The sequence below is a fragment of the Herbiconiux sp. SALV-R1 genome, assembly GCF_013113715.1.
Classification (GTDB): Bacteria; Actinomycetota; Actinomycetes; order Actinomycetales; family Microbacteriaceae; genus Herbiconiux.
In genome coordinates, this window is the sequence record NZ_CP053344.1 from 3656836 (window position 1) to 3677004 (window position 20169).

Annotated in this window: 16 protein-coding genes; 5 read left to right on the forward strand and 11 right to left on the reverse strand. The window is 71.2% G+C overall.

The genetic code is table 11. From position 1 onward, the window contains the following. The first annotated feature begins 51 nt into the window (after positions 1-51). Both HL652_RS17420 and HL652_RS17425 read left to right on the forward strand, forming a co-directional pair. On the forward strand, positions 52-1356 hold the full coding sequence (locus HL652_RS17420) for a PucR family transcriptional regulator (RefSeq protein WP_171706476.1): 1305 nt from the start codon (positions 52-54) through the stop codon (positions 1354-1356). 178 nt (positions 1357-1534) lie between these two features. After that, positions 1535-3001: an APC family permease gene (locus tag HL652_RS17425; protein WP_171706477.1), complete on the forward strand. Its 1467-nt coding sequence runs from the start codon at positions 1535-1537 to the stop codon at positions 2999-3001. 26 nt (positions 3002-3027) lie between these two features. Here HL652_RS17425 and HL652_RS17430 read toward each other — a convergent pair whose 3' ends face one another. Both HL652_RS17430 and HL652_RS17435 read right to left on the reverse strand, forming a co-directional pair. Beyond that, a complete protein-coding gene (locus HL652_RS17430; protein WP_171706478.1) occupies positions 3028-4398 on the reverse strand; it encodes an MFS transporter in 1371 nt (456 codons plus the stop codon). Between the two features lie 36 nt (positions 4399-4434). Next, on the reverse strand, positions 4435-5352 hold the full coding sequence (locus tag HL652_RS17435) for a dihydrodipicolinate synthase family protein (RefSeq protein WP_171706479.1): 918 nt from the start codon (positions 5350-5352) through the stop codon (positions 4435-4437). A gap of 53 nt (positions 5353-5405) precedes the next feature. Between HL652_RS17435 and HL652_RS17440 the strand changes: the two genes are divergently transcribed. The 3 genes from HL652_RS17440 to HL652_RS17450 are packed head-to-tail and all read left to right on the forward strand — an operon-like array spanning position 5406 to position 8067. Then, positions 5406-6152 carry a FadR/GntR family transcriptional regulator gene (locus HL652_RS17440; RefSeq protein ID WP_171706480.1) on the forward strand — a complete coding sequence of 249 codons (747 nt, stop codon included), beginning with the start codon at positions 5406-5408 and terminating at the stop codon, positions 6150-6152. Further along, positions 6149-7309, forward strand: coding sequence for a galactonate dehydratase (dgoD, locus tag HL652_RS17445; RefSeq protein ID WP_171706481.1), 1161 nt, complete (start codon positions 6149-6151; stop codon positions 7307-7309). The genes HL652_RS17440 and dgoD (HL652_RS17445) overlap by 4 nt, the downstream gene beginning before the upstream one ends. Further along, positions 7306-8067: an SDR family NAD(P)-dependent oxidoreductase gene (locus HL652_RS17450; RefSeq protein ID WP_253743420.1), complete on the forward strand. Its 762-nt coding sequence runs from the start codon at positions 7306-7308 to the stop codon at positions 8065-8067. Before dgoD (HL652_RS17445) ends, HL652_RS17450 begins: the two co-directional genes overlap by 4 nt. Positions 8068-8075: 8 nt before the next feature. Here the strand turns inward: HL652_RS17450 and HL652_RS17455 are convergent, their stop codons facing one another. The 9 genes from HL652_RS17455 to HL652_RS17495 form a co-directional block, all read right to left on the reverse strand. Continuing rightward, a complete protein-coding gene (locus HL652_RS17455; RefSeq protein ID WP_171706483.1) occupies positions 8076-8933 on the reverse strand; it encodes an SMP-30/gluconolactonase/LRE family protein in 858 nt (285 codons plus the stop codon). Further along, a complete protein-coding gene (locus HL652_RS17460) occupies positions 8930-10138 on the reverse strand; it encodes a cellulase-like family protein (RefSeq protein ID WP_171706484.1) in 1209 nt (402 codons plus the stop codon). The genes HL652_RS17455 and HL652_RS17460 overlap by 4 nt, the downstream gene beginning before the upstream one ends. A 58-nt stretch (positions 10139-10196) precedes the next feature. Further along, positions 10197-11357, reverse strand: coding sequence for a galactonate dehydratase (gene dgoD / locus HL652_RS17465; protein ID WP_171706485.1), 1161 nt, complete (start codon positions 11355-11357; stop codon positions 10197-10199). Further along, positions 11350-12402: an alcohol dehydrogenase catalytic domain-containing protein gene (locus tag HL652_RS17470; RefSeq protein ID WP_171706486.1), complete on the reverse strand. Its 1053-nt coding sequence runs from the start codon at positions 12400-12402 to the stop codon at positions 11350-11352. The genes dgoD (HL652_RS17465) and HL652_RS17470 overlap by 8 nt, the downstream gene beginning before the upstream one ends. Beyond that, positions 12399-14507 (reverse strand): beta-galactosidase, encoded by a 2109-nt coding sequence (locus tag HL652_RS17475; RefSeq protein ID WP_171706487.1) that lies wholly within the window; start codon positions 14505-14507, stop codon positions 12399-12401. Before HL652_RS17475 ends, HL652_RS17470 begins: the two co-directional genes overlap by 4 nt. Next, entirely contained in the window at positions 14504-16855 is a 2352-nt protein-coding gene (locus HL652_RS17480) for a beta-glucosidase family protein (protein ID WP_171706488.1), read from the reverse strand. The genes HL652_RS17475 and HL652_RS17480 overlap by 4 nt, the downstream gene beginning before the upstream one ends. A gap of 53 nt (positions 16856-16908) precedes the next feature. Then, complete coding sequence (locus HL652_RS17485; protein WP_216603934.1) at positions 16909-17844, reverse strand: carbohydrate ABC transporter permease; 936 nt, start codon at positions 17842-17844, stop codon at positions 16909-16911. Then, a complete protein-coding gene (locus HL652_RS17490; protein ID WP_171706489.1) occupies positions 17841-18773 on the reverse strand; it encodes a carbohydrate ABC transporter permease in 933 nt (310 codons plus the stop codon). Before HL652_RS17490 ends, HL652_RS17485 begins: the two co-directional genes overlap by 4 nt. 65 nt (positions 18774-18838) lie before the next feature. Then, positions 18839-20077, reverse strand: coding sequence for an ABC transporter substrate-binding protein (locus HL652_RS17495; protein WP_171706490.1), 1239 nt, complete (start codon positions 20075-20077; stop codon positions 18839-18841). Positions 20078-20169 lie beyond the last annotated feature (92 nt).

Consider the following 20169-nt stretch of genomic DNA (forward strand, 5'->3'; position numbering starts at 1 on the left):
CTCACCGGGGTTCGCAGTATCCTCGGAGACCCGGGACGGAGGAGGCCTCACATGCCGCGAGGCAGGGATGCGGGCGGTGCCGCGCCCTGGATGGGGAGGTTGAGCCCGAGCCAGCCCGTCGTCGCCGACACCGACGCGATGTCGGAGGACGGCCTCATCATCTGCGACAGGTTCGGCCTCGAGGCCTTCGCGTGGAGCTTCGAGAACGCCGAGCTGACGGTGGCGGCCATCTTCGAGGCGACCCCGTCGATCGCGGCGGAGGCCGGTCTGCACAGCATCTTCATGCGGGGTCTTCGCGCCTCCGTGCTCCGCGAGATGCGGATGGCCGACGGCGAAGACCTCGACCCCATGACCGACGAGTGCGCCGACGTCGCACGCGACTTCGCACGCCGCGGCCTCGACCTCACGACGATGCTCGAGACCATCCGCATCGGCAGCCGCGTGTCGTCGGCCGAGTACATCCGGGCAGCGAGCGTGCTGATCGAAGACCCTGAAGAGCGAGCGGATGCGATCGCCCGGCTCATGGACGTCTTCTTCGGTTCTCTGGTGCGGTTCTCGGCGGAGATGTCGGAGATCTACGAGAGCGAGCGGTCCCGGTGGGACACCTCCCGATCGGCCGAGCGTCTGGCGATGGTCAACTCGCTGCTGGCCGGGCGCACGCTCGACCGGCGACGGATGAGCGACGTCTTGAACTACGACCTCGACGGGCGGCACGTCGCCCTCGTGGCCTGGACGGCGGGAGCCGACGGCTCGGCGAGGCTCGGGAGCGTCGTGACCGCGGAGCTGGAGGCGCTCGGGGCGAGCGATCCGCTCGTCGTCGACGTCGGGCTGGGTGCGGCCTGGGGCTGGGGCATCGTGACCGACCGGGGGCTCACGGTGCCGGCGGCCGATCCGCCTCACGGCGTCTCCGTCGCCGTCAGTCAGGTCAGACCGGGCAGGGCCGGGTTCGCACGGGCCCACCGGGAGGCGATGAAGGTCGAGCAGCTGCTCAAGTTCGCCGTGCCGACGGTGCCGCGACGCGTCTGGCACGCCGACGTGGAGCTCGCCACACTGCTGGCCTCCGACCTCGAGAGTGCCCGCTACTTCGTGCGCGGCCAGCTCGGGCAGCTCGCCCTCGACGACGAGCGCATGGAACGCCTGCGCACCACGCTGTGGCTGTACCTGGAGAACGAGCGCAGTGTGGCGACCGTGGCGAACCTCCAGTTCATCGCGCGCAACACCGTCACCTACCGCGTGAAGCAGGCGGAGACCCTCATCGGCAGACGCGTCGAAGACGCACGCCTCAACCTCCAGCCGGCCCTCCTGCTCGCCAGGATCCTCGGTCGCCGGGTGCTGACCGAGGCGCCGCCCGACTAGGCACCCGCCACGACTGGGCTCGCGCCCAACTCCGGGCCGCCTCGCCTGTGGCGTGACCAGTGGGAGTCGCCGCGCGAAACCCGTTAGCCTCCTGACCACCCTTCCTAGCTGGCCTCGGCGACATGCGATCGGGAGGACAGTCCGGCATCCCGGCCGGTCGCGTTGCTAAGGAGCAGCCATGGTACTGAAATCCGGCGAGACGTCCGTCTCGACCTCGGGATCCACCGAGGCGGGGGCTCCGGGCCAGCGGCTCCGACACGGCAAGCTCGGTGTGTTCGCGATCGTCTTCTTCGTCATCGCGGCGGTCGCCCCGCTCGGCAGCATCGTCGGAGGCGCACCCGTCGTCTTCGCCGCGATCGGGGTGACGGCCCCGATGGCCTATCTCGCCGTGGGAGTGCTGTTCGCCGTGTTCGCCGCGGGCTTCGTGGTGATGAGCCGGCACGTCACGAACGCGGCCGGTTTCGTGGCCTTCATCGCGAAGGGGCTCGGCGCCCGATTCGGCGGAGCGCTCGCCGCGGTCGCCGTGCTCGGCTACGTGGCGCTGGTCTGCGGGCTGTGGGCGATCACCGCCGGCATCGCGGAGTCGACCATGCTCGGCTTCGGGCTCGCGGTGCCCGGGTGGGTGTGGTGGATCGTCGGCCTCGTGATCGTCACGACGCTCTGCGCGGTCGGCATCGACGTGAGCCTCCGGGTGCTGGGCGTGCTCGTCGTGCTCGAGATCTGCACGCTCCTCTTCCTCGCCATCGTGGTGATCGCGGGTGGCGGCGCCACGGGCTCGTTCGACCTGGCGTCGTTCAACCCCACGAACGTCGTGCCCTCGGGCGTGGGCATCGCCATCCTCTTCGCGGCGACCTGCTACGCCGGCTTCGAAGCCACCGTGGTGTTCTCGGAGGAGGCGAAGAACCCGAGGCGCACCATCCCTCGGGCCGCCTACCTCGCCATCGCGGTCATCGGCATCTTCTACGCCTTCATCACCTGGGTGCTCGCCAACGCGTGGGGCGCGGGCGAGGTGCAGGCCGCCGCGCAGGCCGACCCGGTGGGCTTCGTCTTCGCGGTCGCCGCCACCTACGGGCCGTCGTGGCTCCCGGGCGCCCTCGGCGTCATCATGCTCGTGAGCTCGATGGCCATGTTCATCGGCTTCCACAATCTGCTCTCGCGCTACCTGTTCTCACTGGGCCGCTCCGGGATGCTGCCCGCCGCCCTCGCCCGCACCAGCAAGAGCGGCACCCCGCGGGTTGCCGTGCTCGGGTTCTCCGCCGTCGTGTTCGTGGTGGTCGGCGGGTTCATCGTCTTCGGCGCCGACCTGATGACCGTCATCTACCCCTGGCTGACCTCGCTCGGCACGGTCGCCCTCGTGCTCGTGCTGCTGTTCACCTGCGTGGCCATCGTGGCGTACTTCGCCGGCAAGGGGGCGGCCGACGCCACGGTCTGGCACACCAGGATCGCTCCCGTGCTGGCGGGGATCGGCTTCCTCGTCATCCTCCTGCTCGCGGTCGTCAACTACGACGCCCTCCTCGGCGGCTCGGGCGGGGTCGCGCGATGGCTGATCCTGCTCATCCCGGTGGCCTTCGTCGCCGGTCTGTGGCGGGCGGGTCAGCAGCGCCGGGCCGGCCGCGAGCTGGTCTTCGACGACAGCCCGGTCTAGCTGTACCGACCGGGCGGGCGGAGGAATCACGACCGTGGTCCCTGCGGCGACGAGCCCCGATGCCACGAAGTCGCGGCGGCGGCCGCGAGCAGTCCAGCCGCGAGGGTAAACCCGACACCGGGGCCGAGCACCGAGATCCCGATCACCGCCACCGTGCCGGCTCCCGCTGCGACCTGCTGCACGGTGCTGAGCAGAGTGCTAGCGTGCGGCAACAGTGCGGGCGGCTGCTCGGCCAGCGACCCGAGGTAGAGTGGGGTGACCGTGAGGGCGAAGCCCACCGCCAGGGTGAGGTGCAGCACGAGCAGCAGCACGACACCGCCCCGATCGAGCAGCGCGAAACCCGCCGTCGGCGCGGCCATGATCGCGAAGCCGGGAACGGTGAGGCGGGCGGGCGGCACCCGCTCGGCGATGCGCCCCACGAGCGGAGCCAGCAGCCCCATCAACACCCCGCCCGGGAGCATCACGAGCCCCGCCGTGACGGGTTCGAGGCCGAGCTCAGTGATGGCGACGATGGGGAGCAGGGCGAAGACGCCGAAGAGCCCGGCCATGCCGACCGCGATGGACGTCGCGCCCCGCCCGAGCCCAGGGTGCGCGAAGGCTCTGAGGTCGAGGACGGGGACTGCTCCGCGGTCGGCAAGACGCCGCTGTCGCAGCACGAACGCGATCGCGCACACCGCCCCGACCGCGGCGAGGGCGAGGGCTGCCACCAGCAGCGCTGTGCTCCCGTGGGTGCTTCGGAGTAGCTGGTGCACTACCCCATCGAGGGCAACCATCGTTCCGCCGACGGCCAGTACAGCGAGCGCCGCCGAGGCGCCGTCGACGCGCGATCGGACGACTGACCGGGGCACCCCGCTGCCCCATCGCGGAAGGGTGCGGGCGGCGACCGCGCCCGAGAGCACCGCGGACGGGATGAAGAGGAGCCGCCAGTCGCCCGCCGACAGAAGGATGCCGGAGACTACGGGGCCGCATGCAGGCGCGATGCCGATGACGAGGGAGACGGCGCCCATCGTGCGGCCACGTGTGGCACGCGGGGAGTCGCGCATCACCGTGGTGGTGAGGAGCGGAAGCAGCGCCGCTCCCCCGGCGGCCTGCACCACCCGGGCAAGCACGAGCAGCCAGAGCTGGCCGGAGAGCAGCGCGATCACACTCCCGGCCGCGAACATGAGGCTGCAGACCGCGAGGGTGCGGGTGGGTCCCAAGCGATCGATGATGGTGCCGCTCAGCGGCAGCACGCAGCCGATCGTCAGCAGATAGGCCGACACGAGCCACTGGGCCGACGCTGCCGAGGCGCCGAACTCGCTCATCAGCGCTGGGAGGGCGACGCCGATCATGGTCTCGTTGAGCATGACGGTGAAGGCGGCGGCGATCAGCCACCCGAAAAGGTTCGGGGAACGCATGGCGGTGGGGGCGATGGCGCCGTGGCGCGGCCGCGCTCAGCGCGCCCAGTCGAGGGCGAGCACACCTCGGCGGCGGGCGAGCTCGAGCAGGGCGGAGCGTGTCGCCGGTGAGAGCGCCGGGTACGGCGAGCGCGTACGACTGCTCGCGATCACGCCGCCTTCGGCGAGTAGGGCCTTCGCCGCGGCGAGCCCGCACTGCCTGTTCTCGAAGTGGATGAGGGGAAGCACGTCCTCCCACAGCCTCGTCGCCGTGTCACGGTCTCCGGCCCGGAAGCGGCGCACGACGTCGCCGAGGATCTCGGGGGCCACGCAACTGGCCATCGACCCGACGGCTCCGTTCTCGAGGTCGGGGACGAGCGTCACACCCTCCTCCCCATCGAAGAGTCCCGGCAGCGACTCGCCCGCCGCTGCACCGAGGGCCGCGATCTTCGCCGCCGTGCCCGGCACCTCCACCTTCGCGTACCTCAGGCGGGGGATCTCGGCAGCCAGCTCGGCGAGCAACGACACCGGGAGGGCGACTCCGCTGAGCGGTGCGTCCTGCACCATGATGTCGGCATCGAGCCCGTCGGCCACGGTGTGGAAGAACTCCCGCACCCCGTCGTCGCCCGGGCGCAGCGTGCTGCCCACGAACGGGGGCATGAGCATCACCGCGGCGGCACCGGCACTCGCCGCCTCGCGACTTCGCGTCGCAGCGACGCGGGCGCTGTAGTGACTGGTCGCCACCACCACCGGCAGCCGCCCGTCGGCGGCCCGCACCGTGGCGTCGAGCACGAGCCGCCGCTCGGCGTCGTCGAGCGAGAACTGCTCGGAGTAGTTGGCGAGCACGCAGACCGCGTCGGCTCGGGCGCCGACGAGGAAGTCGACGATGCGCCGCTGGCCGTCGAGGTCGAGGGACTCGTCCTCGTGGAAGGGAGTGGGGGCGACGGGGATGATCCCCGTGAGGATGTCGGTCATGGCTCTCCGAAGACGTCGTTGACCGAATCATTGAATCATATAATGATTGGAAGATGGCACTCTCCTCGTCGCCCGGCCCTGCATCCGGCCCGCGGTTCCGCACCCTCCACCGCCACGTCATCCACACCCTGGGGTCCCGCATCGCCGCGGGTGCCTTCGCGCCCGGTGAGACACTGCCTCCCGAACCCGCACTCTGCGAGTCACTCGGTGTCAGCCGCGGCGCCCTGCGCGAGGCGGTCAAGGCCCTCGTGGCGAAGGGGATGCTCGAGCTCAGGCCGCGCACGGGCACTCGCGTGCTCCCCCGCGAGCACTGGAACCTCCTCGATCCCGAGGTGCTGTCCTGGTCGAGCGACCACGACCGCGAGGGGCTCATTCGCCACCTCATCGAACTGCGCGGGCTGATCGAGCCCGGGGCCGCCGCGCTGGCCGCGACGAGGGCCGATGCCGAGGCGGCGCGTCGGCTCGCCGAGACGGCGGCGGCCATGGGGGCGGCGGCCGACCGCGGCGATGCCGACGGGTTCACCGAGGCCGACGTCGCCTTCCATCGCGTGCTCCTGCGCAGCACGGGCAACCCATTGCTGGCCTCGTTGAACGGCTCGCTGTCAATCGCCCTGCATACGAGCTTCGAGACCACGTCCTCAGTGCGGGGTGCCGCCGATGACACACTGCCGCTGCACCGCGCCGTCGCCGAGGCCGTGGCCGCGGGCGACGCGGAGGCGGCTCGGAGCGCGATGGACGACATCATCAGCACGGCCGACCGGCATCTGACGGCCGCGGCGGAGCGGGGAGTCATCCTGTGAGGATCGCCGCGGTCGACACCGTCACGGTCAACGCCATCCTCCGCAACTGGGTGTTCGTGAAGGTCACCACCGACGACGGCCTCGTGGGTTGGGGCGAGGCGACACTGGAGTGGAAGGCCAGGGCCGTCGCAGGAGCGGTCGCCGATCTCGCCGAGATCGTCGTCGGTCAGGATCCACGCCGAATCGAGTACCTCTGGCAGGCGATGTTCCGCGACCACTTCTTCAAGGGCGGCGCGGTGACGATGAGTGCCCTGTCCGGCATCGACCAGGCGCTCTGGGACGTCACCGCACGATCGCTCGACGTGCCGGCCTACCAGCTCCTCGGTGGGGCGGTGCGCGACTCGCTCCGTATGTACGACCACCTCGGCGGCGGCGACAGTTCGGTGGTCTACGGCCCGGCCAGCGTGGAGGCCTTCGCGACGGCCGCGCGCCGCTCGGTCGACGACGGGTTCACCGCCCTGAAGATCCTCGCGGTGCCGAGCGGCAACGGACTGCCCAGCCGGCCCGACATCGACGGCGCCGCCGCCCTCATGCAGGCGGTGCGCGAGGCGGTCGGCCCGAACGTCGACATCATGGTCGACCTGCACGGGCGCACCACGGCGGCCGCGGCGATCGCTTACGGTCGCGCGCTCGCCCCTTTCGATCCCTGGTTCTTCGAGGAGCCGTGCGCTCCCGGCAACCCGCTCGACCTCGCGCGGGTAGCCGACGCCCTCCCCTTCCCGGTCGCCACCGGCGAGCGTCTGATCGGCCTCGTGGAGTTCCGCGAGCATCTCGCCCTGGGAGCTGTGGCCGTGCTGCAGCCCGACATCTGCCACGTGGGCGGGCCCACCGCCTTGAAGAAGATCGCCGCCCTGGCCGAGAGCCACGGCATCCCGCTCGCCCCGCACAACCCGCTCGGCCCGATCGCGACGGCCGTGAACCAGCACGTGGCCTTCGCCACCCCCGGGGTGGTCATCCAGGAGGTGATGCGGAGCGACGTGCCCTGGCGCGACGAGGTCGTGAGCAGCAGCTTCCCCATCGTCGGAGGGTCGATCGGGCTGCCGCCGGGGCCCGGATGGGGCATCACGGTCGACGAGGAGGCCGCGGCCGAGCATCCTTACCGCACCGAGGTGCAGATCACCACCCGCGACCGCGACGGCTCGGTGGCGGACTGGTGACCGGCCGGACCGCCCTCGTCTCCGGAGGCGCTCGGGGAATCGGAGCCGCGGTGGTGCGCCGCCTCGCGGCGGCGGGGTACGGCGTGGTCGTGGCCGACATCGACGGCGAGGCCGCTCGCCGGCTCGCCCGAGAGCTGGACACCGCCGAGGTCGTCGCCGCGCCCACTGACGTGCGCGACGCCGAGCAGTGCTCGGCCGCGGTGGCGCGCGCGATCGAGCGGTGGGGCCGGCTCGACGTGCTGGTGAACAACGCCGGCCGCAACGCCTATCACGAAGCCGTCAGCATGACCGAGGAGGAGTGGGACGAGGTGTTCTCGGTCGATCTCAAGGCGGTGTGGTTACTCAGCCGCGCCGCGCTGCCCCACCTCGTCGAGGCCGGGGAGGGGGCGATCGTCAACGTGTCCTCGATCCACGGGCGGCTGACGACGCCCGGCATGTTCCCCTACGCCGCGGCGAAGTCGGGCGTGGAGGGTCTGACGAGGAGCCTCGCGCTCGACCTGGCTCCCCGGGGCGTGCGGGTGAATGCCGTGGCACCCGGCTGGACGAGGACGCACCTCGTCGCCGAGTGGCTGGCCAGACAGAGCGACCCGGTCGGTGCGCTCGCCCGGGTGGAGGCCGCCCACCCCCTGGGGCGCATGGCCGAGCCCGACGACGTGGCCGCCGTGGTCGCGTTCCTCGCCTCTCGTGAAGCGCGCGCCGTGACGGGAGCGGTGTACCCGGTCGACTGCGGGCTCTCCGCCATGTTCTCGGTGGGGTGAGCCGGCTCTCACCCCGCGTAGGCGTGCACGGCGCCACCCGTCACGCCCACGTCCGTGACCCGGAAGAGCGCCCCCGCGCTCGGCTCAGCGTCGTGACCCAAGCCGTGACGCGAGGTGGTGATCACGAGATCCCTGCCGTCGAAGGCCATCGCGGTCGGCTGACGCACCGGCAGCTCGACGACGGCGTCGAGCTTTCCGGCGCGGTCGTAGCGGTGCACCGCTCCCCCGCCGAAGAGGGCGACCCACACGCCGTCCTCCGAGTCGACCGCGAGCCCGTCGTAGCCGCCCCCCGCCCGCGACCCGTCGAGCACCACCCAGGGTCGGCGGTCGTGGAGCCCCCACACCGGGTTCCAGGTGAGCCGGTCGATCCGCCCCGTCGCCGTGTCGACGTAGCAGGCGGTCGCGCCGTCGGCGAGGAAGCCCAGCCCGTTCGAGATCGTGACGCCGTGCAGCTCCCGGCGCGCCCGCCCGTCGGCATCGATCTCCAGTAGGAAGCCCGCACCCGGTTCGGCGTCCACGTGCATGGTTCCGAGGTGCAGTCGCCCGTCGGGCGAGCAGGCACCCTCGTTGGAGCGCACGCCCCGAGCATCCCAGAGCCGTGGGCCCTTGGTGAGATCGGCGTCGAGGTCGTCGCCATCGGAGAGCGCGATCGAGTTCTCGAGAGCGACCACCCAGCCGGCCCCGACGCGCGGGCGCAGGAGGGCGGCGACGCCGCCGACGGTGCGGCGCAGCACGGACCCGTCGGGCTGCAGTTCGAGCACGTCGCCCGCGAGCATATCGACCCAGCGCACGCCCGACCAGCGCTCGGAGGTCGCCGGCCCCTCGCCGTGCGCGCACAGCGGGGGAGTCAGCTGCTCGGCCCTCACGAGGCCTCCTGGCGCGCCCCGTCGCGGATGAGGGCGGTCATCCGACGGTGCCACGCTGCGTCGGCCCAGAGCGCCGGAAAGTGCGGTTCGGCGAAGTTCGAGGTGCAGATGCCCGTCCAGCCGAGCCGCAGGGCGGTCGGCACGGCGAACTCCGCCACGTCCTTCACGTACTCCCACGCCGTGCGCCCCTCGGGCGAGCGGAAGTCGTCGAGCAGGATGTGCGACCAGCCCTCCGTCGTCCACAGCGGAACGTCGAGGCTCCTGGCCACCCCAGCCCAGCGCTCCATCTGCTCGCCCAGTGCGGCATGCCACCGCGCCCGATCGGGCCAGTACACGGTGTCGAGGCTGTCGACCTGCTTCTGCCACGCCCCGGGGAAGCCGTGCTCCTCGAGCGAGAAGTTCGTCAGAGCCGCGTAGTCGGCCACGTTGCTCGACAGCCAGACGTGCGTCTCGACGAGGTCGAGAGCGCTGTAGTCGAGGTCGAAGAGCGACTCGCTCACGGGCGCCAAGGAGTAGGTGAACGCGATGCCCGGCCAGCGCTCGCGCAGAGACTCCGTGGCGGCGAAGAACCGCTCGATCTCCGCGCGCTGCCCACGCGACCAGACCCAGCCCTCCGCCGTCGGCTGACCGGGGATGCTCGGCTCCTGGTGCTCGGGCCGGCCGAAGATCGACTCGTGCACCGCGGGCAGCCAGTCGTCGAGGGGGAACTCGTTGCAGAGGTCGACGTACTCGACGGCGTCGAGCACCTCGGCGCGCTCGAGCACCTCCAGCGTCTCCCGCCAGACCCTGGCCAGGTCGTCGGGGGTGCGGATGCCGAGGCGGCGGTGCTCGTCGTCGTCGTTGAACCAGCTCGACAGCGCCACCGTGACGCCGCGAGCGCGGCACCCTTTGACGAACTCGACCAGCGACGCTCCCGGGTCGCGCACCTCGATCTTGCGACCGTGCGGGCCCCACATGAAGTGATCGGGTTGCGGATGCACGGCGAACGACTCCGCCTGCGCCCCCTCGCGGTCGGTGGCGACGAGGTGGGGGAAGGCGTCGATACGCACGCAGTCGTAGCCGCGATCGGCGAGCTCGTCGAGCACGCGGTCGACGTCGGCGTACTCGCGTTGCTCGCCGGTGCGGCGGAGCAGCCACGAGAACTCCCACATCGTGACGGCCTTGGGTGGCGCGATGGCGAAGCCGGTCGGGGTGCGGTCGGTCATGGTCGTCGTTCCTTCGTGAGTGGGTGTCGGCGGTCGAGGTGGCGGTCGCCGCCGGCGGTCAGACGTCCATCACCGAGCCGTCGGCGCCGTAGGCGCTGCTCGGCACGGCGATGGGACGGGCGGGCACGTCGAGCAGGGCCTCGACGTCGAGGTCGATGCCGAGACCGGGCCTGTCGGGGACGGTGAGCGATGCTCCCTCGAGGGTCCACGGCTCGACCGACACCTCCGACCTCCGGGGCTCGTCGGGGCACAGCTCGAGGAGGGAGAAGCTCGGCACGGCGAGGGCGACCTGCGCCGATGCCGCCGTCGACACGGGGCCGGCCGGGTTGTGCGGGGCCAGCACCGCGCGGTAGGTGTCGGCGAGGGAGGCGATGCGCGTCACCTCGCTGATGCCGCCGGCGTGGCAGAGATCAGGTTGCACGACATCGACGAGTCCCCTCTCCAGCGCGGGACGGAACTCCGCGCGCGAGAACAGCCGCTCTCCGAACGCCACCGAGATGCCATGGTCACGGGCGACCGCGGCGACCGGCGCGACGAGCTCGGGGCTCTCGGGGGCGATGGGCTCCTCGATCCAGCGGATGCGGAAGGGGGCGAGGGCGCGGAGGAGACGGATGGCCTCGTCGGGCCGCGACCGCCCGTGGTTGTCGATGAGCACGTCGACGTCCCAGCCCACCGCATCCCGGAGCGCCGAGAGCCGCTCGACCGCCCGGCCGAGTCGCTCGTGCTCCGGCAGCACGCTGTCGGACACCCAGGCCCCGGTCTTCAGCACCCGCACCCCTGACTCGACGAGCGCCCGGGCATCCGCCGCCGTGCGTTCGGGGTCGTAGATGGCGACATGCCGGTAGGTGTCGACCCGGTCGCGCACCGGCCCGCCGAGCAGCACGTGCACGGGCACACCGAGCCGCTTGCCCCTGATGTCCCAGAGCGCCTGGTCGATGGCGGCCACCGCGCTCGCCAGCACGATGCCGCCGCGCCAGAATCCGTGCCGGGTCGCCTCCTGCCAACGGCGCTCCACCGCCATCGCGTCGAGCCCGATCATCCTGGCTCCGAGTTCCTCGACCGCGGCGCGCACGGTGCCCTCCCACAGCTCGGTCGACGCCTCGCCCCAGCCGTGCATCCCGTCGGCGGTCTCGACCCGCACGAAGAGCCAGTTGCGCACGCCGCCGAAGGTGGCGAAGGTCTGCACGCGGGCGATGACGGTGGGCGAGCGGTCAGCCACAGTCCACCAGCACCTTCAGCGCGCCCGAACCACCGTCGGCCAGCAGGGCGAAGCCGTGCTCCACCACCTCGGCGAGCGGGATGCGGTGGGTGACGAGGTCGGCGACGGGCAGCGTGCCCGAGGCTATGAGGTCGAGGGCCACTGCACTGTCGTCGTCCCAGAGATGGGCGGCCGACCCGGCGATCGTCTTCTCGCCGAGCACCAGGTCGACGAGGTCGAGCTCGACGGCTCCGGCCCGCAGCCCGAGGGCGATGATGCGTCCGCCCCTCCTGGCGAGGTCGCAGGCGAGCCCCAGGCCCGCGGCGGCGCCGCTGCACTCGAAGACCACGTCGAAGCCGCCGAGCGGCTCCGCCCTCGCGATCGCCGTCGCCTCGTCGGGCGCCGCCCCGCGTTCCGCCCCGAACCGGACGGCGCGCGCGCGACGATCGACGTCGGGGTCGACCATGAGACCGACCGCCCAGCCGCGGGCCCGAGCGACTCGGGCGACGAGCTGTCCGACGGTGCCCGAGCCGACGACGGCCACGCGGCCCGCCGTCGCTCCGGCGGCACGCACCGCGCGCACGGCGACCGACGCCGGCTCCACCAGGGCCGCCTCCTCGGCCGTCACCCCGCCGGGCACCTCGAGGCACGTGGCCGCGCGGGCCACCATGAGCTCGGCGAGTCCGCCGTCCTCGGTCTGGCCGCGCACGGCGAGGGTGCTGCACAGCCCCACCTCGTGCCGCGCGCACCACCAGCACTCGCCGCAGCCGAGCACCACATCCGGCACGACGAGCGCTCCTTCGCGCGGCCCCGAGCCGTCGGCCGCGGCACGGACGACCCGCCCGACCACCTCGTGGCCGAGCACGATCGGAGCCACCGATCCGCGGCGCGGATGGGGCTCGGGGGCCACCGGAACGGCGATCGGCCCGCTCCGGTACTCCTCGAGGTCCGATCCGCAGATGCCGCACCAGGCGACGCGCAGAAGGAGTTCATCGGGTGCGGGCTCCGGTTCGGGCACCTCGTCGAGCCGCACGTCGGCACGGCCGTGCCAGCGCACCGCTCTCACGGCGATCCGGGCGCCGAGACGAGCACGCGGCTCTCCCAGGCGGCGAGGGTGAGGCTCCCGCCCAGGCCACGGCCAGTGACCGCATCGGTGACCGACCGCCCGGCCAGGTCGGGCGCGGCGACCTCGACGCCCTCCCAGGAGTGGTTGGCCACGAACCAGAGGGTGGAGCCGGCCGGTGTCGTCGCACTCGAGACCCGCACCGACTCCGGCACGTCCTGCCAGACGGCCGCGGCCGGGGTCACGTCGCGCTCGGCGAGCGCCCAGCCGATGAGCCGTGTCATGGTGCCGGCGTCGGGCAGAGTACCCACCCAGGTCATCCGGCCCGCCCCGACCTCGTTGCTGGTGATGGCGGCGGCCCGCTCGAGGAAGGGATGCTCGTAGCCGGCGACGACCTCGGCGCCCTCGGTCGTCAGCACGTCGGCCCACCCCTCCCCCGTCGACGACTCGTCGGTGACGGGATGCCCGCCGGAGAGCGGCACGGGCCGGGTGAGGGTCGTGAACTCCTGGTAGCTCGCGCCGACGGCCTCCCGCAGTACCCCGGGCGCCCGGGTCGCCCGCACCCGCGACCACTCGTCGGCGTACCCGGTGCGGAAGGTCACGATGACGTGCGCCCCGGAACGGGCGTGGGCGACGAGACGCTCCAGCAGGGCGTCGTCGGCGATGTAGAGCGCCGGCACCACGAGCACCGACTGACCGCTCCAGTCGCTGTCGGGATGCACGATGCGCACCTGGGCGCCCGCCCCGAGCGCCGCGTCGTAGCAGCGCATGAGGATGCGGTGGTAGCTGTGCGGGTCCGGCCGGTCGGTTCCGGGGATCTGCAGCGGGGGGAGGAACTGCAGCGCGCGGAGGCTGTCGCGCGAGGCGAGCACCGCCACGTCGGCGTCGGGGACGAGACCGGCGACGACCGGTTCGAGCCGCCGCAGCTCGGCCCCGATGTCGGAGACTTCGGCGAAGATGCGGCCCGGCTCCAGGTCGTGACCGAGCACGCCCTGCCAGTAGGTCTCGGCGCCGTAGTGGAGCGTGTGCCAGTGCCAGTAGGCGAGCAGGTCGGCGCCGCGTGCGAGCAGCGAGTGCGCGACCAGCTTCAGCTGGCCAGGGTACGGCGGCGCATTCGTCGCGTGCTCCCCGATGGTGCCTGCCTGCGCCTCGGTCACCCAAAACGAGGAGCCGCGCGGCCCGCGGAGCGAGTAGGCGGTGTCGGCGCGCCACGCCATGGTCGATGCGGTGCGGTCGAGCAGCCACCACGGGCCGAGGCCCTGCGTCAGCGACGGATCGGGGTCGGGCAGCGCCAGCGCGTCCTGCATCGGGAAGTAGATGTTGGTGGCCGTGTGGTCCAGCGCCTCGGAGATGGCGCGAGGGCCGGTGGCGGCGAGGCTGTCGCCCGCCACGACGTCGTGCACGACGGGGACGCCCTCGGGCAGGATCGAGCGAAGGAGGTCACGCTGCCACGACACGAACTCCACGGTCAGCGACTCCTGGAACCTGCCCCACTCGAGGGCGTAACCCGGGTTCGTGTTGCCGACGGGTGCCCAGAGGTCGTCGATGGTGGTGAGCCGGTGGCTCCAGTAGTCGAGGCCCCACCGGGCGTTGATCTCCTCCACCGTGCCGACGTGGTCGAGCACCCACTGCCGGAACCGGTCGACGAGGGCGGGCCCGGCGAGCTCGTGCACGCCGATCTCGTTGTCGACCTGCCACGCGATGACGCCGGGATGCGCGCCGAAGCGCTCCGCCATCGCCCGCACGATGCGCTCGACATGCCGGCGATAGACGGGGTTCGTGAAGTCGAGGTTCTGACGCGCGCCGTAGGGAAGGGTGCTGCCGCCGGCCGTGGTGGCCATCACCTCCGGATACCGCCGGGAGAGCCACGGCGGCACCGCGTAGCTCGGCGTGCCGAGCACGACGGCGAGCCCGAGCTCGTAGGCGCGGTCGACCACCTCGGCGAGCGCCTCGAACGAGATCTCGCCCTCCTCCGGCTCGTACGATGCCCAGGTCGATTCGCCGAGGCGGATGACGGTGAAGCCCGCCTCCACCATGAGTCGCAAGTCCTCCTCCACGCGACGCACCGGCTGGTACTCCGCGTAGTAGCTGGCGCCGTAGAGCATCATGCCTCCACGAGCGCGCGTGCGGTCACCGACACCGGGGTGACCAGGGCACGATCGCGGCCGAGCACCCGGGTCTCGCCGCCGAGCTCGATGCGGGCGGCCAGCCCCTCGGCTCCCGCGGATTCGGCGACGATGAACTCGAAGGCTCCGGGTTCCACCAGCCACTGCAGCTCGCGGGAGACCAGCGCGAGCCGGTCGGCTGGGACGGAGAACTCGACGACCGCTGACTCTCCCGCGGCGAGCTCCACGCGTGCCCAGCCGAGGAGGGCGCGCATCGGCCGCGTGACGGAGGCGAACAGGTCGCGCCCGTACAGCTGCACGACGTCGGCACCGGATCGGCGACCGGTGTTGCGCACCGTCACCGACACGCTGAGTGTGCCGGAGGTATCGCTGCGATCGGCCGTCACCGACAGCTCGTCGTAGGAGAAGGAGGTGTACGACCCGCCATGGCCGAAGTGCCACAGCGGCGCCGGGTCGACACTCGACACCGGGTTGTCTCCGCCGAGACGGGGGTGCAGGTAGGAGTAGGGCTCGCCACCCGGAACCCGGGGCATGCTCACCGGGAGGTGACCGCTGGGGTTGAGGCGCCCGCTCAGCACGCCCGCCACCGCCGCGGCGCCCGCCTCGCCGGGGAAGAAGGCCTGCACCACCGAGGCAGCCCGCCCCGCCCAGCGCGTGAGCGGATACGGCCGACCGGTGACGAGCACGAGCACCACGGGCGTCCCCGTCTCGAGCACGGCGTCGACGAGTTCGCCCTGCCTGCCGGGCAGCACGAGGTCGTCGGTGTCACTGCCCTCACCTACGGTCCCCCGCCCGAAGAGGCCGGCGCGGTCGCCCACCACGACGACGGCGACATCGGCGCCGCGCGCCAGTTCAGCGGCAGCGCGGATGCCGGCGGCGGCCTCCTCGGGGTCCTCCTGGTCGGCGCGCACACGGCACCCTTCGGCGTGCACGACCGTCGCCGACCCGTCGAGCTCGGCCCGGAGGGCATCGAGCACGGTCGGCACCTCGATGCCGATCGGCGTGCCCTCGGGCACCTCGACGTGGTTGGTGAAGCTGTAGTTGCCCATCATCGCCTCGGCGGAGTGGGCGTTGGGGCCAAGGACGGCGACGGTGCGCGGCGGTGCCACGGCCGCGCCGGATACGTCGGTGCCGAGGGGCAGCAGCCCTGAGTCGTTCTTGAGCAGCACCACCGAGCGCTCGGCGATGCGCAGGGCCACAGCGCGCGACTCGACCGGGTCGAGGTCGATCGGGCCGTCGTCGTCGCCCGTCTCCGCGAACACTCCGAGGTCGACCTTCTGCCTGAGCACCCGCTCCAGGGCGCGGTCGACCAGGGCGATGTCGACGGCGCCGCTCTCGATCGCCGCCTTGAGCGGTTCCAGGTAGGCGTTGCCGGTGGGCAGCTCGACGTCGACCCCGGCCGTGAGCGCCTTCACCGCCGCCTCCTCGAGATCGGCCGCCACGTCGTGGAGGGTGTGCAAGAAGGCGACCCCGAAATAGTCGGCGACCACCGTTCCCTCGAATCCCCAGTCGTCGCGCAGCAGTCCGGTGAGGATGTTCGGGTCGGCGGCCACGGGGACCCCATCGATCTCGGCGTACGAGTGCATCACCGACGACGGCCGGGCGAGCTTCACCGCCATCTCGAAGGGCACCGCGAACTGCTCGAGCAGTTCGCGCCGACCGATGTGCACGGGCGCGAGGTTGCGGCCGGCCTGTGAGTTCGAGTACGCCAGGAAGTGCTTCAGCGTCGCACCCGGGCCCTGCGACTGAATGCCGTCGATGTAGGCGCTGGCGATCAGGCCGACGAGGTACGGGTCTTCGGAGATGCACTCCTCCACCCGGCCCCATCGCGGATCGCGCACGAGGTCGAGCACGGGCGCGAGCCCGAGGTGAATGCCGAGCCCCGCCATCGACGAGCCGATGCGCCGACCCATCTCCCGCACCGACTCGGCATCCCATGATGCTCCCCAAGCCAGCGGAGACGGGTAGGTCGTCGCCCCGTAGAGCTGGAGCCCGGTGAGGCACTCCTCGTGAACGAGCGCCGGGATGCCCAGGCGGCTGTTCGCACTGACGCGCTGCTGGATGGCCCGCAGCGAGCTGCGCATCTCGTCGGCACGCACCACCCGGCTGCCGAGTGGGCGGGTGAGCTGGCCGAGCCCGTGGCCGATGTAGTCGTCGAGTTCGCCCACCTTCGAGAGCATCTCGTGCTGCATCGGGGCGACGTCGGCTCCGCCGGCCGCCGAGACGTCGAGCCAGAGGCCGATCAGTTGGGCGAGTTTCTCGTCGAGCGACATGGCCGCGATCAGGGCGGGAACGTCGGGGGTTTCGGGCAGGGGAGTGCGATCGGTCATGAGTGATTCGTTCCTCGAGAGATGGGTCGTGAGCGGGATGGGCGCGGGGCGGGTCAGCCCTTCACGGCGCCCTCCATGATTCCGGCGACCAGCTGCTTGCCGGCGGCCAGGAAGAGCAGCAGCAGCGGCAGGGTGGCGATGACCGAGGCGGTCATCGTGACCGAGTAGTCGATCGAGTACGCCGTGCGCAGCTGCTGGATGGCGACCTGGGAGGTGAACATGTCGGGCGAGTTCAGGATGATGAGCGGCCAGAGGAAGTCGTTCCACGCACCCATCGCGGCGAACAGCCCGAACACGGCAGCTGATCCCCGGATGTTCGGGAGCACGACCGACCAGTAGGTGCGGAAGGTGCCGCAGCCGTCGATCTTGGCGGCTTCGACGAGCTCGTCGGGGATCGACCCCATCACGACCTGGCGCATCCAGAACACCCCGAAGGCCGACACGGCACCCGGCACGATGAGTGCCTGGAGCGTGTTCACCCATCCGAGGTTCACCATGATCATGTAGAGCGGCACGATGCCGAGCTGCGCCGGGATCGCCATCGTGGCGATGACTGTGACGAGCAGTGCGTTGCGGCCCCGGAACCTGAGCTTCGCGAAGGCGAAGCCGGCCAGGCTGCAGAAGAAGACCTGGAGCACCGCGACCGACACCGCGACGATGGCGCTGTTGAGGATGGAGCGGGCGAACGGCACCCTGGTCTGGGCATAGGCAGCGTTGTCGACGAAGTTGCCGCCGGGGAGGAACGTGGGCGGGAACTGCGAGACGGCGGCCGAGGTGTTCGAGCCCACCACGAACATCCAGTACAGCGGCGCGATGCTGCCGAGCACGCCGATGACGAGCACGGCGTAGCCCAGCCAGCTCATCCGCTGGCGAGGCGACTTGCGGCGCCGGGCGCGGTCGGGGGCCTCGCGGTTCGAGCGCTGCGCGGCGCGCGACGGGGGCTTGCGGGCGCCCGTCCGGGGCTGGTCGATGACGGTGCTGCTCATCATGCGCTCCTGATCAGTCGGGCGAGCAAGAAGTTGATGCCCGCGATCATCAGCACGATGAAGAGCAGGGCGATCGCGATGGCGGAGGCGTAGCCGAAGTGGAAGGAGTTGAAGGCCTGTCCGTACACCAGCAGGGTCATCGTGAGGCCCTGCCCGCGGTTGCCGCCCATGGCGTCTGTGAAGAGGAGCGCCTCGGTGAAGATCTGCATGCCGCCGACGGTGGAGGTGACCACGCTGAACAGGATGGTCGGCCTGATGAGCGGGAGGGTCACGCTGAAGAAGGTGCGGAACCGGCCGGCCCCGTCGATCTCGGCCGACTCGTAGAGCGAGGCGGGGACGGCCTGCATCGCCGCGAGCATGATCAGCGCGTTGAAGCCGGTCCAGCGCCAGATGACCATGATGGCGATCACCACCTGCGTGGTGAAGGGGTCGGCGTCCCAGGCGATGGGAGGAAGGCCGAGCAGCTGGAGCACCCAGGCGATCGGGCCGTAGTCGCGGCTGAACAGCGAGGAGAAGACGATGCTCACCGTCACCAGCGGGGTGATGTTCGGCACCAGCAGGGCCATCCGCCAGAATGTCTTCGCCCGGAGGCCGCGGTTGTTCAGCACCGACGCGATGATGAGGCTCAGGATGAGGCCCGGGATGGTCGACAGCAGGAAGATCGAGAAGGTGTTGCCGATCGCCTTCCAGAACCGCGGGTCCTGCAGCATGGCGCTGTAGTTGTCGAGACCGATGAACTCGTGCGTGGTCTCGAGCGGCGCCCAGTCGTGCAGCGACACCCAGCCGGTGTAGATCAGGGGGCCGGCCCCGAAGGCCAGGAAAATGAGGAAGAAGGGGGCGATGTAGGTGTAGGGGGCGATGCGCTCCCGGAAACCCACGCGTCGCGGTTTGCGCAGCGCGCTGGTGGGGTGGTCGACGACCGTAGCGGTCACGGGCGTTCCTTTCGGTAGGCGGTGCCCGCGCCCAGTCCGGGGGCGCGGGCACCTCGAAGGCGAGGTCAGCCGTTCGTCTCGCGGGCGGCGGCCTCGATCGCCTCATTCCACGACTCGTCGGGAGCCTGGCCCTGCTCGACCCGGCCGACACCGGCCTCGAACTGCTGCTCGACCACCCGGGAGTCCGGGCCGATCGGGTAGCCGTTCAGTGACTTCACGCTGTCGATGTAGATCTCGCCCAGTGGCGCGTCGCTGAAGAAGGGGTCGGTGAGGTCGACGACCGCCGGGTCTTCGTAGAGGGAGGGTGTCGACGGGAAGGTGCGGTTGTCCTCGAAGAGTGCCAGCTGCTGCTCCGGTGCCTCGAGCCAGGTGATGAAGTCGTACGCCTCCTTGGCGTGCTTCGAGGCCTTCGGCACGGCAAGGAACGAGCCGCCGTCGTTGCCGACCACTCCGGGCAGCGTCGCGACATCCCACTGACCCTCGGTGTCGGGCGCCTGCTGCTTGATGGTCGACAGGAGCCATGCCGGGGCGGGGATGGTGGCGAAGGCGCCGTTCGACATGCCCGCCAGCCACTCGGGCGACCAGGTCGCCAGGTCGGCCGAGAGTCCACCCTCGATGGCGTCCATGCTGTAGTCCCAGGCCTGCCGGATCGCGGGGTTGTCCTCGTAGATCAGGTTGCCGTCGGCGTCGTAGTACTTCTCGTCGGCCTGATTAGAGGCGGCGCGATAGATGGCCTTGCCGGCGTCGACGAAGCTCTTGCCGGTAGCCGCGTAGTACTTCTTGCCGGTGTCGATGTAGCCCTGCCAGTCGGGCCAGAGTGCCGACACCTCGTCGCGGTCGGTGGGCAGACCCGCCGCCGCGAACAGGTCTTTGCGATAGGCGATCGCCATGCCACCGACGTCGGTGGGGATGGCGACGACGCTGCCGTCGGAAGCGACCCCGGTCTTCCAGCGCCAGTCGAGGTAGTCGCCGGCCAGATCTTCGGCCCCGAAATCGCGGAGGTCGGTGAACGCGCCGGAGTTGTCGACGAACTCACCCATGTAATCCACGGCGATCTGGGCGATGTCCGGGCCCTGCCCGGCGATGAGCGACGTGAGCAGCGTCTGGTGCGCCGCGTCGTAGTCGCTGATCTTCGACTGGATGTCGATGTTCGGATGTTCCGCCTCGTACTTCTCCACCAAGGGGGCGGAGAGATCTGCGAAGCCCCACATGTTGAGGACGATCTTCTCGTCGCCCCCGTCTGCTGACGACCCGCCGGATGCACACCCTGTCAGGAGCAGGGTGAGCGTGGCCGTTGCCGCCAAGGCAGCTTTCGTAGGTGCCTTCATTGCCACAACCTCTCGGTACCGGGAGAGCTCATTCTCATCCCGTGCCGCCACATTTCCAGAGACAGGCT